The organism is Caballeronia sp. Lep1P3, assembly GCF_022879595.1.
In the GTDB taxonomy this organism is placed as follows: domain Bacteria; phylum Pseudomonadota; class Gammaproteobacteria; order Burkholderiales; family Burkholderiaceae; genus Caballeronia.
Genome location: NZ_CP084267.1, coordinates 278,200 through 294,615, shown reverse-complemented (window position 1 = coordinate 294,615; position 16,416 = coordinate 278,200). Strand labels below are relative to the sequence as shown.

Below are 16,416 nucleotides of genomic sequence, written 5' to 3'. Positions count from 1 at the left end.
CCGATACTTCGGCGTCAGCGCGCAACCTCGTTACTGTATGCCTATCGCTATATCTCTGCTGAAGCGGCCGGGGGCGGGAACGGATGCGCGTTCCGTGCATCGCGTCGCTCGTTTCAGCGGGACCGATGGCGGATTCACGTCGCCTTCCGCGCAGGGAGACGACGCATTCGCAATGACGACACGAAAGATGCCGCGCCGGACACACGCGACCGGCGGCGCGCACGACAACGAGAGCCAAGACGATGATAGCGAACGCAATCAAGGTAAGCATCGACCTGCCGGAAGGCGCGGTCAGCGCGGAGTTTTATCCGGATACGGGGCGGCTGCGCGTTCTCGAACGCGAGGTGCTGCGCGTCGAGCTTTTTCCGCCGCAATCGTGGTTCACGGTGGCATCGGTGGCGGGCAACAGTCGATGGGGCACGCGGCCACGCGAGTCCGATCTGCATCGGGTGCTGGAGAGCTTCATCATGCAGCGCTTCGGCATGTCGGCACTCGCGAAGGCCGTGTCGGTCGCGCAATGAGATTCGCGCCGTTAGATTCGCACACGCTCAAGGCTTGCGCGCCGAGCGCCGCGTGCGTTGATAAAAGCCGTTCGGCTTCGTCCTGACCCACTCGACGAAGCCGCGCACCGCCTCGTGCGCGAGCAGCGCGTCGACGGTGGAATACTGATGCGCCAGTTCCTTTTCGCTGAAGAGCGCATGCAGTTGCCGATGACAGATGCGATGCAGCACCGCCGTCTGCCTTCCGCCCTGCGACTTGGGCACGAGATGATGCAAGTCGCGCTCCGACGGCGGCACAGGACGCCCGCACAATGCGCAGATTTCTTCCTGCGGCGGGCGGTACCACGGTTCGGGCGTGCGCTTGGCCATCGTCCTTCTCGCGTGCGGCGTGATCGACGGTTCAGTTTACCGCGCGTCACGCGAGGCGTTCGCGCGGACCGCCGGGCGAGGACGTGGCATCATGAGGACACGGTCCACGCATGCCAACGCATACCCACGCCGGAGAAGCCATGGAAGTGACCATCAACGAATTGACCGGGCTGCTTGCGGAACTCGAACGGGAAGACCCCGTCGATTACGGCGACTTGCCGTTCGGCGAGCCCGAGTTGCGCAGTCTCGTGCTGACATCGCTGCTGGAAAAACATCGCGCGCTGCAGGCAAGCGGCCTCAATGCCGGCGATGTGAACCTCACTTACATGCTCACGACCGCGCTGCTTCTGATCGAGAACCTCGTGCTGCACGCGCGGCTGCTTCTGCTGCAGGGACAGCGCATCGACGTGAATGCGCTGTTGCGCAAGTATTCGGGTGGCTGACGCTCAGCGACGCGCTCAGTAACCAGGACGCGGTGGCGGGGAATATCCCGGAATCTGGTTCAGCGCGTGATGGCATGCCGCCGATAGCGCAGCGAGACGCTCGACGCTTCGACGCATCTGCGCGTGCGTTTGCGCGATGCTCTCGCGCAGGACGTCGAGCCGCGGCGTGATCGTGTCTTCCATCGTCTCGCCGATCGCGCCGCACGCGAGAAGTGTTTGCGCATCGTCGCGCGCTTCGCGCAATTCGAGGATGTGGACCTTGTTCTGCGCGAGCAGCCGCGCGTGCGTCTCGGCGATTTCGCCGAGCCCCATCGCACGCATGCGGCACACGAACTGCGGCATCGAACGCAGGGCGACTTCGCCGGCGTCGTAGGCCATGAACTGGACGTCGTCGATCGGCAGCGACAGACGGCCTTCCGGGGTTTCGAATTCGAGCTTGGTGAGCATGAAAGCAGCGCCTTTTGAAGTTGCCGGAATTCTAGGCAACCGGGCTGCATCGACCTTTAGGAGAAGGCTCAATCCCACGTCCGGATTTGCGTTCGGTGTGTTTCGCGCCGAAGCCTTGCCGCACACGACGCGCTTTTCCGCTCAACGCCGGCCTTGCGCCGGTTCCGTCGACGTCGCGTTTTCGGGGACATCGAGGTTCCAATCGCCGAACGTGTACCAGTCATCGCCGAGAAGTTCGGCGGGATGTTGCGTGCGGCTCGATCCGTTGCCGCAACGCAGCGCGTCGGAGGCGCAATAGTGATCGCAGCCCCAGCAGTTGCGCTCCGGGTGTTTCGGATGAAGAGGGAATCGCTTGGCCATGCTTCGTTGCCTTCGTCGAGTCGTTGCGTCCGCACGCAGAATACGGCGCGTTCAGCGTGCGGCCCATAGGACGACTTCACATGCGCGGCGCATCACGCGAAACAGCGCGTTTCGTTGATGCGCCGTGCTCTAGGCGATGCGCGCGTTCAGCAAGCCGCAACCGTCGGCTTTGTCGTTCCCGTGAGCAGCAGTTCGATGAGGTCGCGCACGCTGCGGATCGCCGCGCCGAAGGGCAGCTTCTCTCGTCCGCGAAAGAAGAGGCCATTGCCCACGTCCCCGCGCAGCGCCGCCGCCAGCCGCGTATCGATGCAGAAGTGGCCGAACTTCTCGATGCCATCGCGCAAGCCGCATGCACTGAGACATTCGAGCGCGGTCGGGCAGGTCTGCTTGCGCGCGCCGATTTTCGTGCGGATGCGCTCTTCGTTGCGCAGATAGCGCATGAGCCACGGCGTCTTGACGGCCCGCGCCGGCAAGCCCGTCACGCTGACGAACTCGACGATGTCCTCGGGCGTCGCCTCCACGAGCACGCGCTTGAACTCGGGATGCGCGTCCCCTTCCTCGGTGACGGCGAAGGGTGTGCCGATCTGCACGCCGTTCGCGCCCGCCGCGAGCCACGCGCGCACCGCCTCATGACTGTTGATGCCGCCCGCGACGATCACCGGCACGTCGGCGCGCGTGAGGCCGAGGGACGCGAACACCGTCTCAAGCTCTTCGAGCACGCGCGCGAATCCGAAGCGCTCGTTGTTCATGTCGGAGACGTCGTTCACGCCGAGATGCCCGCCCGCGTGCGCCGGATGCTCGATCACGACGGCGTCCGGCAAACGGCCCTTCTTCATCCACTTCTTGAGGACGAGCGCGACGCCGCGGCTGTCGGAAAGGATCGGAATGAGCGCGATGTCGCAGCCTTGCGTCAGGTCGGGCAAGTCGAGCGGCAGGCCCGCGCCCATGACGATTGCATCGGCGCGCTCTTCGCAGGCCACGCGCACATAGTCGGCGTGCGCGCTCACCGCCTTCATCACGTTCACGGCGATCATGCCGCGTCCTTCGGCAAGCGCCCGCGCGCCGCGGATCTCGCGTTGAAGCGCGGTCAGGTTCGCGCGTTCCAGCGATTCGCGCGATGGATCGGCGCGGCAGGTTTCGAGCAGATCGGGATGATGATGGCGCAAGTCGATGCTCGCGATCGTGCCGACCGCGCCTTCCCGCGCGACGCTCCCCGCGAGACGATGTGCCGATATGCCGACGCCCATGCCGCCCTGCACGATCGGCAACACGGTGCGCGCGCGAATGGTGAGCGGCGCGAAGCCTTGCAGCGGCAGCGTCGAGGAGAGCGGAGCTTGAGCCTGGTTTGAAATCATGATCTGACTGAATGAAGGAAACGTCGATGACGCCGGGGGCGACGCGCGACGTTCATGTGGATTCGGAAACGACGGACGCCGTAAATGCGTCGCCGCGTTCGCCGTCATGGCCGGCCGCATAGAGCGCGACCTGCAGGCGGCTCGTGAAGTTGAGCTTGCGCAGGATGTTGCGCACATGAATCTTCACCGTGCTTTCCGCGACCGAAAGCGAGCGCGCGATTTCCTTGTTGCTCGCGCCGCGCGACAGTTCACGCATGATGTCGCGTTCGCGCAACGTGAGCGGATCGGGTGCGATGACGGGCGCGCAACTGCGGGCGGCCTCCACCTGCACCGGCGGCCGCCGCATGCTCGCGACGAGCCTCGTGGTCATGTCGTCCGCAATGACCGGCTGCCCCGCGGCCGCCTTGCGAATGGCTTCCGAGAGCGTATCGGCCTCGATGTTCTTGAGCAGATAGCCGCACGCGCCGTCGCGAAGCGCAGCGGTCATTTCGTCGACATCTTCCGACACAGTGAGCATCACCACCGCGATTCCCGGCAAGTCCTGAACGAGAAGCCGCAATGTTTCGAGCCCGGACAGTCCCGGCATGTTGATGTCGAGCAGAATCACGTCGGGACAATGCTGCTTGGCCCGCTTGATGCCCTCCAGACCATCGGCCGCTTCGCCGACCACGTCGAAATCCGGCTGGCGCTGCAACAACGCGCGTACGCCGGAGCGAAACAGCGTGTGGTCGTCGATAAGCAGGATGCGAATGGTCATGATGGAATGCGTCGGACGACGAGCGGTTTCCGCATATCACACCGCCTGGCGCGCGTGAGTGGGCAGCACGAGTTCGACGCGCGCCCCGCGCCCCGGCGATCCAGTCAGCTCGAGCGAGCCCGAGAGCCTGTCCGCGCGCTCGCGCATGATGTGAAAACCTACGTGTCTTTCGTCGAGGAAACCCATATCTCGGGGATCGTATCCTTGACCGTCATCCTCGACCAAGAGCCTGAATTCGCTTTCGTTGACGATCGTCACATACACACGACTCGCTTGCGCGTGCTTGCGGATGTTGGATAGCGCCTCCTGCAAGATGAACAGAATCTGCAATTGATGATCCGGCGGCAGCGGCAATCCTCCGGCCTCCCGATAGTCGAGCGTAATCGGCAGGCCGGACTGCGCCCGGAAGCGCTCGACAGTGCTTTCAACCGCATACTTGAGTTTGCCCTTGCCGAGCTTCGAGCGAAAGTTGATGAGCAGCTCGCGGACGTCCTCGTAACTTTCAGCCACGCCGCCCGCGAGCAGCGGCACGATCTCGCGCACTTCATCCATGCGCCCGTCGCGCGCGGCAGTATCGAGCAGATGCACCTGCATTCGCAGAAAGTTGAGGCTCTGCGCGATGCTGTCGTGCAGACCCTGCGCGACGAGATTGCGCTCCTCGGACACGGCAAGCTGCCGCTCCAGCGCGGCGAGCCGCCGATTCTTCACTGCGGTGCCGAGATGATGGCCGAGCGTTTCGAGCAGTTGCATCTCCGAAGGAGGAATGCGCCGCCGACGGTCGAAGTGGAGCGAGAACGAGCCGAGGCTTTCGCCTTGCGAAGCGATCTCGAAGGCAATCACGCCCGAAAAGATGTGCGGCTGGCAGGGCCGCATCATCATGGTCGCGGGATCCTGAATCACGGGCGCACCGTTCTTGGCAGCCATGCCGCAAAGACAGGCGCCGGCGGGCATGCGACGCTCGGCGTCGAGCAGGCGCGCCGGAAGCCCGTCTGCTGCGACGAGATGCAGATGCTCGTCTTCGTCCGACATGAGCCGCACCGTCGCGCCGGTGGCGTTGAACTGACGCGTCAATCGCGCGACGAACCCGCGGCAAAGCGTGCTCACGTCGTTGGGCAGATTCAGGAATGCCGTCATCTCGTATAGTGCGATCAACTCGCGATTCTGCGCGGCGAGTTCCGCGGTCTTTGCCTCGACACGGCTCGCCAGGTCGCCGTAGAAAACCTGCAATTCCGCCGCCATGCGGTTGAAGCCCGCCGCGAGCTGCCCGAACTCGTCCAGCGTTTCAATGGGCAAGCGGGCGTCGAACTCGCGCCTTTCTATCTGCGCGAGGCCTTCCTGCAGGCGCTGAACGGGCGCGACGAACCACACGTACAGCAGATAGACGATGGCGATCGTCCCAAGACACGACAGCGCCGCGAGCGCAACCTGCGACATGCGCAGCCACGTGGTCTTGCGGGCGTTCTCGCGCTCGATGAGGCTCACGAGCGCATCCGCTCCCGCGACGAAAGGCGGCAATTCGTTTAGATAGTCCGGCGCCCTGAAGGCGTTCCGCGCGAACGGTTCGAGCCGCGTGTGCCACATTCCGTTGACGCGATCGAACTGCGCGCGAATCGGCGCATCGGCGGGCAGAAAGAGCGGCCGTGCGGGGTCGCCCCATCGAAGACGGTCGAGGGTCGCGTTCATCTGACGGACCTGCGCCGCGAGCGCGGCCTCGTCAGTCTTGTACCGTGCAGTGAGCATTGCGATGCCCACGGCGTTCGCGCGCATGCGCAAGCTGCCTGCGTCGTTGATGGCCGCGCCCGCCCCCTGCAATTGCCAGGACAATCGCAGCGTGACGCCGATCATCGCAAGGACGAGCAGCAGCGCCACGGCCGACAGCGTGACAATGCGTCGCGCGAGCCGTTTGCGCGTCTCTGGACGAAGCGCGCGCGCGTTCATGTCAGCGGCTGCGAACGAGTTGCCACGCCCGCGCGACATAGGTCACTGACGCGAAACCGCTCCACACGTGCACGAGCCGGGTGAACGGGAAGATCACGAAGAGACTCAAGCCCATGAAGAGATGCGCGCGAAAGACGAGCGGCGCCCCCGCGACATAGCTCGCCGCGTCGCCGCGAAAGGTGACGATGTGCTGCGCCCAGGTCATCAGGCGCACCATCATCGCGCCATCCATGTGACTCGCGGACTCGCCGATGGTCGAAAGCCCGAGCGCGAGGGTGACGAGAATCCAGAGCAGCAGGACACGGTCGCCGTTTTTCGTGACTGCCGAAAGGCGCGTGCTCGTCAGGCGGCGATGCAGCAGGATGGCAAGACCGATGAGACACAGGCTTCCCATCACGCCGCCAGCGATCATCGCGACTGCCTGCTTGACGCTGTGCTCGACGCCGAGCCAGTCCCACACCGCTACCGGCGTCAGAAGACCTAACAGGTGCCCGAAGAAGAGTCCGAGTATGCCGACATGAAAAAGGATATTGCCGAGTCTCAGATTGCCGCGATCGATCAGTTGCGTGCTATCCGCTTTCCAGCTGTACTGCTCGCGCTCGAAGCGCATCAGACTGCCGAATAGAAAGATGCAGGCCGCGATGTACGGATAGATTCCGAACAAGAATGTGTTCATCGAGCGTCCTTTGTGGTCGGTGCGCCTTGCCCGCCAAGCGACGCGGGGCTGCGCGGGTGAAAGCGAATGGTCTTCATGGCCGATGCCTGCGAGGGCGCGAGCAGCGGTTCGACGCCGTCCGCGCCTGGACCGAAGATTTCGAGAGCCTCGTCCATGTCCCGCACGGGCGGCTGCGTCAGCGGCCGCGGCTCGACCGACGCAAGTCCGCGCAGGACCTCGAAGACGCCCGCGTACTCGCTCCCGCTGTTCGCGAGCCGCTGACCGATGGCGTGGAGCACATGGATGGCCTCGTCGAGGAGCGACTGGGCTTTAGCCGGCGGCACGAGACCGAGCACCTCGAGGAACAGCGGCACATAGTCCGGCAACTCGTTGCTCGCGACTTCGAGTCCGAGCGCACGATATTCGTCGAGGAGATCGACCATTGCCGGACCGCGGTCACGGCTTTCGCCGTGCACATGCTCGAAAAGATGCAGCGAATGCGACGGCGTGCGGTCGAAGGTCGCGACGTACACCTCTTGTGACTCGATCAGGGAGCGGCCCTTCAACGCCGAAATGAGCGGCACGAGGCACTGGCGCGCCTCTTCCGAGGGGGCGAGCGCGGCATCGATCTCGGGCAACGCATCGAGAAGCGCTGCATCGGGATAGTCCAGCAAAGCGGAAAGAACAGAATAGAGCGACATGATGGTTTTCCGTTCAGATGGCTTTCTTGCGCGACTTCGGCAAGTCCGCGAACGCGACTTCACCGTGCGGCCGCGCGCCGAAGAGCGAGCCTTTCGATACGCCCGTCGAGCAACCGTTGCCGAAGGAAAAGCCGCAACTGCCTTTCTCGTCGAAGCTGTCTTCGGTCATCTCCTTATGTGATGACGGTACAACGAAGCGGTCTTCGTAATTCGCGATTGCCATGAGCCGATACATCGCTTCGACCTGCGTCGCAGTGAGGCCGGCGTCGCGCAAGACAGCGTCGTCGGTTTTTCCGTCCACCGTCTGTGCGCGCTTGTACGCGCGCATGGCCAGCATGCGGCCAAGCGCGGATACGATGGGCGCCTCGTCGCCCGCTGTTAGAAGGTTGGCGAGATAGCGCATGGGAATGCGCAAGCTCTTCACGTCTGGGATGACGCCGTTCATGCCGATGTGCCCGGCATCGGCCGCGGACTGAATCGGTGAAAGCGGCGGCACATACCAGACCATCGGCAGCGTCCGGTACTCGGGATGCAGCGGGAAAGCGATCTTCCACTCGCACGCCATGCGATACACCGGCGAGCGCACGGCCGCGTCGAGCCAACTCTGCGAGATGCCCTGACGCAGCGCTTCAGCTTGCACCTGCGGGTCGTTCGGATCGAGGAACAATGAGAGCTGCGACGCGTATAGATCCGTTGTCTTTTCCACCGATGCGGCGCGCTCTATCCGGTCCGCGTCATACAGCATGACGCCGAGATACCGTATGCGCCCCACGCACGTTTCCGAGCATACGGTCGGCTGCCCGGCCTCGATTCGCGGAAAGCAGAACACGCACTTCTCCGCTTTGCCCGACTTCCAGTTGAAGTACATCTTCTTGTACGGACAGCCGGACACACACATGCGCCAGCCGCGGCACTTGTCCTGATCGACGAGGACGATGCCGTCTTCCTCGCGCTTGTACACGGACCCGGACGGGCACGACGCGACGCATGCGGGATTGAGGCAGTGCTCGCACAGGCGTGGCAGATACATCATGAACGTGTTTTCGAACGTCGAGTACATCTCCTTCTGGACGTTATCGAAGAGTTTGTCGCGGCTCCGAGAGCTGAATTCGCCGCCGAGATCGTCCTCCCAGTTCGGCCCCCAATGGATCTTGTCCATTCTCTTGCCGGTAATGGCCGATACGGGCCGGGCGGTCGGCGGAGTCCGGGACAGCGGCGCTTTCTGCAGATGCGCGTAATCGAAGGTGAACGGCTCGTAGTAGTCGTCGATGCCCGGCAGGTTCGGATTCGCCAAAATGTTGGCGAGCACTTTCAGCTTGCCACCCTGACGCGGCTCGATACGCCCGTCGCTTCTGCGCGTCCAGCCGCCCTTCCACTTGTCCTGGTTCTCCCATTCCTTCGGATAGCCGATGCCCGGCTTCGTCTCGACGTTGTTGAACCACGCGTACTCGACTCCGTCGCGCGATGTCCATACGTTCTTGCACGTCACCGAACACGTATGGCAACCGATGCACTTGTCCAGATTCAGGACCATCGCCACCTGGGCGCGAATCTTCATGATGCTGCTCCTTCCTCGAGCGGACCTTCGAGCCAGTCCACCTTTTTCATCTTCCGCACGATCACGTATTCGTCGCGATTGCTGCCCACGGTTCCGTAGTAGTTGAAGCCATACGCCTGCTGCGCATATCCGCCGATCATGTGCGTGGGCTTGAGCACCGTGCGCGTCACCGAGTTATGGATGCCGCCGCGCATGCCGCTCGTTTCCGCGCCGGGAACGTTGATGATCTTCTCCTGAGCGTGATACATGAGGCACATGCCGCGCGGCACGCGCTGACTGACGACCACGCGGGCCGTCAGCGTACCGTTCGTATTGAAGACTTCGACCCAGTCGTTATCGGCAAGACCGGCCTCTTTCGCCTCCGCCTCCGACACCCAGACGTGCGGACCGCCCCGCGATAGCGTGAGCATGCGCAGGTTGTCCGTGTAAGTCGAATGAATGCCCCATTTCTGATGCGGCGTGATCCAGTTGAGAACGAGTTCGTGCTCGCCGTTAGGCTTCGCACCGAGCATCGGTGCGATGGTCTTCGTGTCGATGGCGGGCTTGTACACGCACGACCCCTCGCCGAAATCCAGCATCCAGCGATGGTCCTGATAGAACTGCTGCCGCCCCGTGAGCGTGCGCCAGGGAATGAGCTCGTGCACGTTGGTATAGCCCGCGTTGTAGCTGACTTCTTCGGACTCGAGCCCTGACCAGGTCGGTGCCGAAATGATCTTGCGCGGCTGCGCCTCCACATCCCGGAAGCGAATCTTGTCGTGTTCGCGGCCTGCGGCCAGGTGCGTATGATCGCGGCCCGTGATCTTCGACAGCGCTTGCCAGGCCTTGACCGCGACGTGTCCGTTCGTTTCGGGCGCGAACGTAAGGATCATCTCGGCTGCGTCCACCGCCGTTTCGAGCCGCGGACGGCCATCGCGATCGCCAGAAAGCGTCGCGAGTTCCGTCACTTCATGCGCCGTATTCCAGCTAATGCCCTTTCCGCCGTTGCCAAGCTGGGCGAGCAAAGGTCCTACCGACGTAAATTTGTCGTAGATCTTTGCGTAGTCGCGTTCGACGAGCGTCATCGAGGGCGCTGTCTTTCCGGGAATCAGTTCGCATTCGCCCGCGCGCCAGTCCTTGGGCTCGAAGGCCTGGCCGAGTTCACCTGGCGTGTCGTGCATGAGGGGCGTGGTGACGAGGTCGGTGCGCGTGCCGAGATGCTTGCCGCCGATCTCGGAGAACTTCTTCGCGATCGCCTTGTAGATGTCCCAGTCCGTTTTGCTTTCCCACAACGGCTGCACCGCTTCCGACAACGGATGGATGAAGGGGTGCATGTCCGACGTGTTGAGATCGTGCTTCTCGTAGAAGGTCGCGCTCGGCAACACGATGTCGGCATAGAGGCAGGTCGTGCTCATGCGGAAATCGAGCACCGTCAGCAGGTCGAGCTTGCCTTCGGCGGCGGGGCGCAGCTTGACCTGACCTGGCTTGGTCGCGCCGGATTCATCGTCGAATAAGGCGTTCTGCGTGCCGAGCAAGTACTTGAGGAAGTATTCGTGGCCCTTGCCCGAACTGCCAAGAATGTTGGAGCGCCACACGAACATGTTGCGCGGAAAGTTCGCAGGGTTGTCGGGATCGTCGCATGCGAAGTTCAGCGCCCCCGACTTCAACTGATCGACTGCGTACTGGATAGGCTCCCGGCCCGCGCGCTTTGCCTCGTCGACGATATCGAGCGGATTCGCGCCCAGCTGAGGCGCGGACGGCAACCAGCCCATGCGCTCGGACTTCGCGTTGAGGTCGATCATCGACAGGTCTGCGTAGCGTGACGTATCCGCGCCAGGGCCCAGAATCTCGGCGACGCTTATCTTCTCGTGCCGCCATTGGCTCGTATGGTTGTAGAAGAACGACGTGCCGTTCATCTGACGCGGCGGACGGGACCAGTCGAGCGCAAAGGCGAGCGGCGCCCATCCGAACTGGGGACGCAGCTTTTCCTGGCCGACGTAGTGCGCCCAGCCACCGCCACTCTGACCGATACACCCGCACATCATCAGCAGATTGATGATGCCGCGATAGATCATGTCATTGTGATACCAGTGGTTCAGCGCCGCGCCGACGATCACCATGCTCTTGCCGTGCGTGCGGTCGGCGTTGTCCGCGAATTCGCGCGCGACCTGAATGACGAGGTGCCGCGGCACCGTGGTGTGCCTCTCCTGCCACGCCGGCGTAAAGGGCACGTCGTCGTCGAACGATGCGGCGACGTTGGGACCGCCTAGACCCTGATCGACACCGTAGTTCGCCATCTGCAAGTCGTAGACGGTGGCGATCGGAACGCTCGTGCCATCGGCGAGCGTGACGCGCTTGACGGGTACGCGGCGAGTCAGCAGCGCATCGTGCTCGCCGCAGAAGTTCGGAAAGCTCACGTCCACCACGTCGTCGTGCGCGTCGACGAGCGACAGACGCGGATCGATCTCACGCCCTGAGCCAGCGTCCTTCTGCTCGAGGTTCCAGCGGCCGACCTTCGCGCCGTCCTGATGACGCTCTTCGCCCCACCGGAAACCGATGGTGCCGTTGGGCGCCACGATGTTCCCGCTCGTCTGGTCGATGACGAGCGTCTTCCATTGCGGATTGTTCGCTTCGTCGAGATTGCCTTGCAGTTGCGACGCGCGCAGGAACTGGTCCGGCAGCAGCGCGCCTTCGTGCTCGCGCAGCACCACGAGCATTGGCATGTCGGTGTACTGCTTCACGTAGTCGCGAAAGTACGCCGACTTGCCGCTCGCATGGAATTCCTTCAGGACGACATGGCCCATCGCCATGGCGAGCGCCGCGTCGGTGCCCTGCCTGGGCGCTAGCCAGATATCGCCGAACTTCACCATCTCGCCGAAGTCCGATGAGACCGCGACCGTCTTCGTGCCCTTGTAGCGCACTTCGGTGTAGAAATGCGCGTCGGGCGTGCGGGTCTGCGGCACGTTCGAGCCCCAGACCATCAGGTATGTCGAGTTGTACCAGTCGGCCGATTCGGGCACGTCGGTCTGTTCGCCCCAGACTTGCGGCGATGCCGGCGGCAGGTCGCAGTACCAGTCGTAGAAAGACAGGCACACCCCGCCGATGAGACTCAGATAGCGCGCGCCGGCGGCGTAAGAGACCATCGACATGGCCGGAATCGGAGAGAAGCCGATGACCCGGTCCGGACCGTACTTGCCGATGGTATGCGCGTTCGCCGCCGCGATGATTTCGGTTGCCGTGTCCCAGTCGGCGCGCACGAAACCGCCGAGGCCTCGCACGCTCTTATAGCGCTTCGCCTTCGCCGGGTCTTCGCTGATCGAAGCCCAGGCCGCAACGGGATCGAGCGTCTTGCGCGCTTCGCGCCACATTTCGATCAGACGGGCGCGAACGAGCGGATATTTCACGCGCTGCGCGGAATACACGTACCAGCTATACGACGCGCCACGCGGACATCCGCGCGGTTCATGGTTCGGCAGATCGGGACGCGTGCGCGGATAGTCCGTCTGCTGGGTCTCCCATGTGATGAGACCGTTCTTGACATAGACCTTCCACGAGCACGAGCCCGTGCAGTTGACGCCATGCGTGGAGCGCACGACCTTGTCGTGCTGCCAGCGGCTGCGATAGCCGTTCTCCCACTTGCGGTCCTCGTCCACCACCGCGCCGTGACCGCCCGCAAAGGTGGACTTGACGCGAGACATGAACTTCAGGCGATCCAGAAAGTGACTCATTGATACTCCGGGCCAGGCCAGCGCGCAGCGGGATTCCGATGCGCGCGGCAATTGCTGTTTCGATTCGAGTGTAGGGTCGCGCGAGTCTTGCGCCCATTCATCGAAAGGATGAGTTAACGCTCGTCCAAAGAACTAGTCTTCTCGGGCGTCCTAATCCTTTGGTACTAGTCTCGCCGGTCAGCAGGGCATGGACGCATTGCGCCGCGCATAGCACGCCCACGTCACGACTGCGCAGACTGCGTAGAACGCGATGAAGCAGTAGAGCGCCATGACCGGCGATCCGGTCGCGTTGATCGACGTACCGAAGCTGCGCGGAATGAAGAAACCGCCGTAAGCGCCGATCGCGCCCGCGAAGCCCAGGACCGCCGCGGACTCCTTGCCTGCTTCATGCACCGCCTGCTTCCTGGCGGTTTCCTGCCCGCCGGCGGCCTCGCGCTGCTTCTGCGTCAGGAAGATGACGGGGATCATGCGAAACGTCGATCCATTGCCGACGCCCGTCAATGCGAACAGCACGACGAACATCGCCAGGAAACCTGCGAAATGGCCGCTTCCGCCGTCGTGCGGCAGGCAGGCGATCACGCCGAAAACGGCCACGATCATCGCGATAAAGGTGGCGAGCGTGACGCGCGCGCCGCCGAGACGGTCGGAGATCCACCCGCCGATGGGCCGCGTGATCGCACCCGCCAGCGGCCCGAGGAACGCGTAGGCCGTCGGGTTGACCGAGGGAAACTCCGCCTTCGTGAGCAGCGCGAGACCCGCCGAGAAACCGATGAACGAGCCGAACGTGCCGACGTACAGAAGGCACATGAGCCAGTTGTGCTTGCGCTTGAAAATGACGGCCTGTTCGGAAAACGAGGCCTTCGCATCGGCGATGTCGTTCATCCCGAACCACGCCGCAATCGTCGACACGACGATGAACGGCACCCACACGAAGCCCGCGTTCTGCAGCCATATGGCGTGTTCGCGGCCGTCGACCGTGTACGTCTGCCCTTCCCCGCCGAGCGATCCGAACACGGCCGCCGCCACGACGATGGGGGTCACGAATTGCACCACCGACACACCGAGATTGCCGATGCCCGCGTTCATCCCGGTCGCAAAACCCTTTCTGGCCTTCGGGAAAAAGAAGCTGATGTTGGCCATCGACGAGCTGAAGTTGGCGCCGCCGAGACCGCATAGCAAGGCAAGGACGAGCAGTGTCGAATAGCTGGTCGAGGGATCGCGAAGCGCGAACCCCATTCCCAGCGCGGGAATGAGCAGGCTCGCGGTGGAGAAGGCCGTGAAACGCCGGCCGCCGAAAATCGGCACCAGGAACGAATAGAAGATGCGCAGCGTCGCGCCCGACAAGGCGGGCAAGGCCGTCAGCCAAAACAACTGGTCTTTCGAGAAACGAAAGCCGCCCTTGTCCAGATTGACGGCGACCACGCTCCACAGCGACCACACGACGAACGCCAGCATGAGCGCGGGAATGGAGATCCACAAATTGCGGCGCGCGATGTTTTCGCCCGTTGCGCGCCAGAAGCCCTGATTTTCGGGCTCCCACTGAGTGAGCAGATAACGTGACATGAGAGGACTCGAACGTTGAAGCGCGATGAAAAACGATCGCGCTGGGTGCTTCAGGCCGCGCGCTCGGCGCGCCCCGGCTGAAACGTGAAATGCATGCTGATGAGACTGACCACGGTCGCGCCGAACATCAGCATGAAACAGGTGGTGCGAACGCCGGTGAGATCGGTCAGCAGGCCGAAGAGCACAGGCAAGAAGAACCCCGCCAGGCCGCCCGCGAGCCCCACGACGCCGGAGACGGCGCCGATGTTCGTGGGGAAATCCTCGGCGATGAACTTGAACACCGACGCCTTGCCGACCGCCATCGCCACACCGACCACGAACATCAGTGCCGTGTAGAGCGCAGGACCCGTCGTGATATGGAAATGGCGCGGGCCGTCGGCCGAGTGAACGGCCAGATCGGTGGCGGGATAGCTCAACACGAAGAAGCACGCGAGCGCGACCCACATCACGATCCACGTCGTGCGGTGCGCGCCGAACCGATCCGACATCCAGCCGCCCAGTGCCCGAAGGACGCCCCCCGGCAGCGAGAAGCATGCGGCGAGAAACGCAGCCCGCTCGATGCCGAAGCCATATTGATTCACGTAGTACTGCGGCATCCAGAGCGACAGCCCGACATAGCCGCCAAACACGACGGAGTAGTACTGCGCATAGCGCAACACGCGGCGGTCTTTGAGCAAGGCGAGTTGCGACACGAAACTTTGTGCGTTCGCGCCGAAATGCGCGGGGTTGGACGCGGACAGCAGCCAGAATGCGAGCGCGGTCACGAGCATTGCGATGGCGTACACCTTCGGGACGATGGTCCACGTTCCTGCGGCAAGCATCAGCACCGGTGCGACGAACTTGTTGAGCGCCGCGCCCGAATTACCCGCGCCGAACACGCCCATCGCGAGTCCCTGACGCGACTTCGGGAACCAGCGCGCCACATACGGCGTGCCTACCGAAAAGCACGCGCCCGCGATGCCGACGACGAGCCCCAGCAAGAGGAACTGCCATAACTCGGTGGCGTACGCGATGAGCCAGATAGGAACGATGGTCACGGCCATCGTCCAGAAGAAGACGATGCGGCCGCCGAAGCGGTCGGTCCAGATTCCGAGCGGCACGCGCGCCAGCGACCCGCTCAAAACCGGCATGGCGGCCATCAGGCCGAACTCCGTATCGCTCAGATGCAACTGCTGCTTGAGCGCAATGCCGAGAATGGCGAACACCATCCAGACCGCAAAGCAGATGGTGAAGGCGAATGTGCTCGCGCCGAGCACGCGCCATGCGGTGGAATCAGCCGCGCTGGGCGCGACGGAGGGCAGGTTGAGGACGCTCATCGTCCGTTCCTTGTGATGAAAGACTTCATCGCAAGGATAGGGAGCGCGCTGCGCGTGCGATATCCGCCAGGCGGACTAGTGCGGCGCTTGGCCGCTAGTCACAAAGGAGTACGCCGCATGATTCCTCGCGACACGCGGCACCGCGCGCGCACGAAGGCGCCTGCTCGGGGATAATGAAATCGATACGCCGGAGCAGATGTCATGAACCTCCCCTTCTACACGGTCGGGCATTCGACGAAGACGATCGATGATTTCGCGGCGCTCCTGAAGGCCGGCGCCGTGGAAGTGGTCGTCGATATCCGGACCATTCCGAGATCGCGCACGAATCCGCAATTCAACGAGGACGGCTTGCCCGCGAGTCTCGAACCGCACGGCCTCGCTTACCGGCGGATCGCGGCCCTGGGCGGGCTTCGCGGCAAGGCCCATGACGTGCCTGCCGAGGTGAACGGCTTCTGGGAGAACGCCAGCTTCCACAACTACGCGGATTACGCGCTGTCGCCCGCGTTCCGAAGCGGGCTGCAGACGCTCGTGGAACTCGGGCGGGAGAAACGTTGCGCCGTGATGTGCTCGGAAGCCGTCTGGTGGCGCTGCCACAGACGCATCGTCGCGGATTACCTTCTCGCGCGCGGCGAGACGGTGTTTCATCTGATGGCGGGCGAGCGCGTGGACGAGGCGCGGCTGACGCCCGGCGCGTCGGTCGGCGCGCCCGACATCGTCCGGTATCCGGCGCGGCCCGCGCAGGCTTGAGTC

Annotated in this window: 15 protein-coding genes; 3 read left to right on the top strand and 12 right to left on the bottom strand. The window is 63.5% G+C overall.

The annotated features are described in order from the left end of the window. Positions 1-242 precede the first annotated feature (242 nt). The gene (locus tag LDZ27_RS21900; protein ID WP_244817891.1) at positions 243-521 is read left to right on the top strand and encodes a hypothetical protein; all 279 of its coding nucleotides are present in this window, start codon (positions 243-245) and stop codon (positions 519-521) included. Positions 522-548: 27 nt separating this feature from the next. Here the strand turns inward: LDZ27_RS21900 and LDZ27_RS21895 are convergent, their stop codons facing one another. Beyond that, complete coding sequence (locus tag LDZ27_RS21895) at positions 549-869, bottom strand: HNH endonuclease (protein ID WP_244817890.1); 321 nt, start codon at positions 867-869, stop codon at positions 549-551. A 140-nt stretch (positions 870-1,009) separates the two neighbouring features. Between LDZ27_RS21895 and LDZ27_RS21890 the strand changes: the two genes are divergently transcribed. Continuing rightward, complete coding sequence (locus tag LDZ27_RS21890) at positions 1,010-1,312, top strand: hypothetical protein (protein ID WP_244817889.1); 303 nt, start codon at positions 1,010-1,012, stop codon at positions 1,310-1,312. Between the two features lie 15 nt (positions 1,313-1,327). Here the strand turns inward: LDZ27_RS21890 and LDZ27_RS21885 are convergent, their stop codons facing one another. The 11 genes from LDZ27_RS21885 to LDZ27_RS21835 all read right to left on the bottom strand — a co-directional run bounded on the left by LDZ27_RS21885 (position 1,328) and on the right by LDZ27_RS21835 (position 15,666). Continuing rightward, positions 1,328-1,759, bottom strand: coding sequence for a hypothetical protein (locus LDZ27_RS21885; RefSeq protein WP_244817888.1), 432 nt, complete (start codon positions 1,757-1,759; stop codon positions 1,328-1,330). Between the two features lie 141 nt (positions 1,760-1,900). Next, positions 1,901-2,119 (bottom strand): DUF3079 domain-containing protein, encoded by a 219-nt coding sequence (locus LDZ27_RS21880; RefSeq protein WP_244817887.1) that lies wholly within the window; start codon positions 2,117-2,119, stop codon positions 1,901-1,903. 146 nt (positions 2,120-2,265) lie between these two features. Then, positions 2,266-3,474, bottom strand: coding sequence for a nitronate monooxygenase family protein (locus LDZ27_RS21875; RefSeq protein ID WP_244817886.1), 1,209 nt, complete (start codon positions 3,472-3,474; stop codon positions 2,266-2,268). A gap of 52 nt (positions 3,475-3,526) precedes the next feature. Then, positions 3,527-4,231: a response regulator gene (locus LDZ27_RS21870; protein WP_244817885.1), complete on the bottom strand. Its 705-nt coding sequence runs from the start codon at positions 4,229-4,231 to the stop codon at positions 3,527-3,529. 36 nt (positions 4,232-4,267) lie between these two features. Further along, entirely contained in the window at positions 4,268-6,169 is a 1,902-nt protein-coding gene (locus LDZ27_RS21865) for a type IV pili methyl-accepting chemotaxis transducer N-terminal domain-containing protein (RefSeq protein WP_244817884.1), read from the bottom strand. Between the two features lies 1 nt (position 6,170). Continuing rightward, positions 6,171-6,845 carry a respiratory nitrate reductase subunit gamma gene (gene narI / locus LDZ27_RS21860; protein WP_244817883.1) on the bottom strand — a complete coding sequence of 225 codons (675 nt, stop codon included), beginning with the start codon at positions 6,843-6,845 and terminating at the stop codon, positions 6,171-6,173. Next, a complete protein-coding gene (gene narJ / locus LDZ27_RS21855) occupies positions 6,842-7,525 on the bottom strand; it encodes a nitrate reductase molybdenum cofactor assembly chaperone (protein WP_244817882.1) in 684 nt (227 codons plus the stop codon). The genes narI and narJ overlap by 4 nt, the downstream gene beginning before the upstream one ends. 13 nt (positions 7,526-7,538) lie before the next feature. Next, complete coding sequence (gene narH, locus LDZ27_RS21850; RefSeq protein WP_244817881.1) at positions 7,539-9,083, bottom strand: nitrate reductase subunit beta; 1,545 nt, start codon at positions 9,081-9,083, stop codon at positions 7,539-7,541. Then, a complete protein-coding gene (locus LDZ27_RS21845; RefSeq protein ID WP_244817880.1) occupies positions 9,080-12,787 on the bottom strand; it encodes a nitrate reductase subunit alpha in 3,708 nt (1,235 codons plus the stop codon). The genes narH and LDZ27_RS21845 overlap by 4 nt, the downstream gene beginning before the upstream one ends. Before the next feature lie 177 nt (positions 12,788-12,964). Beyond that, on the bottom strand, positions 12,965-14,350 hold the full coding sequence (locus tag LDZ27_RS21840; protein ID WP_244817879.1) for a NarK family nitrate/nitrite MFS transporter: 1,386 nt from the start codon (positions 14,348-14,350) through the stop codon (positions 12,965-12,967). Positions 14,351-14,400: 50 nt separating this feature from the next. Then, entirely contained in the window at positions 14,401-15,666 is a 1,266-nt protein-coding gene (locus LDZ27_RS21835) for a nitrate/nitrite transporter (RefSeq protein ID WP_244817878.1), read from the bottom strand. Between the two features lie 201 nt (positions 15,667-15,867). On the opposite strand from LDZ27_RS21835, the gene LDZ27_RS21830 reads away from it, so the two are divergent. Next, on the top strand, positions 15,868-16,413 hold the full coding sequence (locus tag LDZ27_RS21830) for a DUF488 family protein (protein WP_244817877.1): 546 nt from the start codon (positions 15,868-15,870) through the stop codon (positions 16,411-16,413). Positions 16,414-16,416 lie beyond the last annotated feature (3 nt).

What these genes read in the sequence shown, in the direction of transcription:
- LDZ27_RS21845 (WP_244817880.1), bottom strand. Translation starts at nt 12,787, where the DNA reads ATGAGTCACTTTCTGGATCGCCTGAAGTTCATGTCTCGCGTCAAGTCC.
- LDZ27_RS21890 (WP_244817889.1), top strand. Translation starts at nt 1,010, where the DNA reads ATGGAAGTGACCATCAACGAATTGACCGGGCTGCTTGCGGAACTCGAA.
- LDZ27_RS21840 (WP_244817879.1), bottom strand. Translation starts at nt 14,350, where the DNA reads ATGTCACGTTATCTGCTCACTCAGTGGGAGCCCGAAAATCAGGGCTTC.
- LDZ27_RS21875 (WP_244817886.1), bottom strand. Translation starts at nt 3,474, where the DNA reads ATGATTTCAAACCAGGCTCAAGCTCCGCTCTCCTCGACGCTGCCGCTG.
- narJ (WP_244817882.1), bottom strand. Translation starts at nt 7,525, where the DNA reads ATGTCGCTCTATTCTGTTCTTTCCGCTTTGCTGGACTATCCCGATGCA.
- LDZ27_RS21870 (WP_244817885.1), bottom strand. Translation starts at nt 4,231, where the DNA reads ATGACCATTCGCATCCTGCTTATCGACGACCACACGCTGTTTCGCTCC.
- LDZ27_RS21835 (WP_244817878.1), bottom strand. Translation starts at nt 15,666, where the DNA reads ATGAGCGTCCTCAACCTGCCCTCCGTCGCGCCCAGCGCGGCTGATTCC.
- narI (WP_244817883.1), bottom strand. Translation starts at nt 6,845, where the DNA reads ATGAACACATTCTTGTTCGGAATCTATCCGTACATCGCGGCCTGCATC.
- LDZ27_RS21895 (WP_244817890.1), bottom strand. Translation starts at nt 869, where the DNA reads ATGGCCAAGCGCACGCCCGAACCGTGGTACCGCCCGCCGCAGGAAGAA.
- LDZ27_RS21880 (WP_244817887.1), bottom strand. Translation starts at nt 2,119, where the DNA reads ATGGCCAAGCGATTCCCTCTTCATCCGAAACACCCGGAGCGCAACTGC.
- LDZ27_RS21865 (WP_244817884.1), bottom strand. Translation starts at nt 6,169, where the DNA reads ATGAACGCGCGCGCGCTTCGTCCAGAGACGCGCAAACGGCTCGCGCGA.
- LDZ27_RS21900 (WP_244817891.1), top strand. Translation starts at nt 243, where the DNA reads ATGATAGCGAACGCAATCAAGGTAAGCATCGACCTGCCGGAAGGCGCG.
- LDZ27_RS21830 (WP_244817877.1), top strand. Translation starts at nt 15,868, where the DNA reads ATGAACCTCCCCTTCTACACGGTCGGGCATTCGACGAAGACGATCGAT.
- narH (WP_244817881.1), bottom strand. Translation starts at nt 9,083, where the DNA reads ATGAAGATTCGCGCCCAGGTGGCGATGGTCCTGAATCTGGACAAGTGC.
- LDZ27_RS21885 (WP_244817888.1), bottom strand. Translation starts at nt 1,759, where the DNA reads ATGCTCACCAAGCTCGAATTCGAAACCCCGGAAGGCCGTCTGTCGCTG.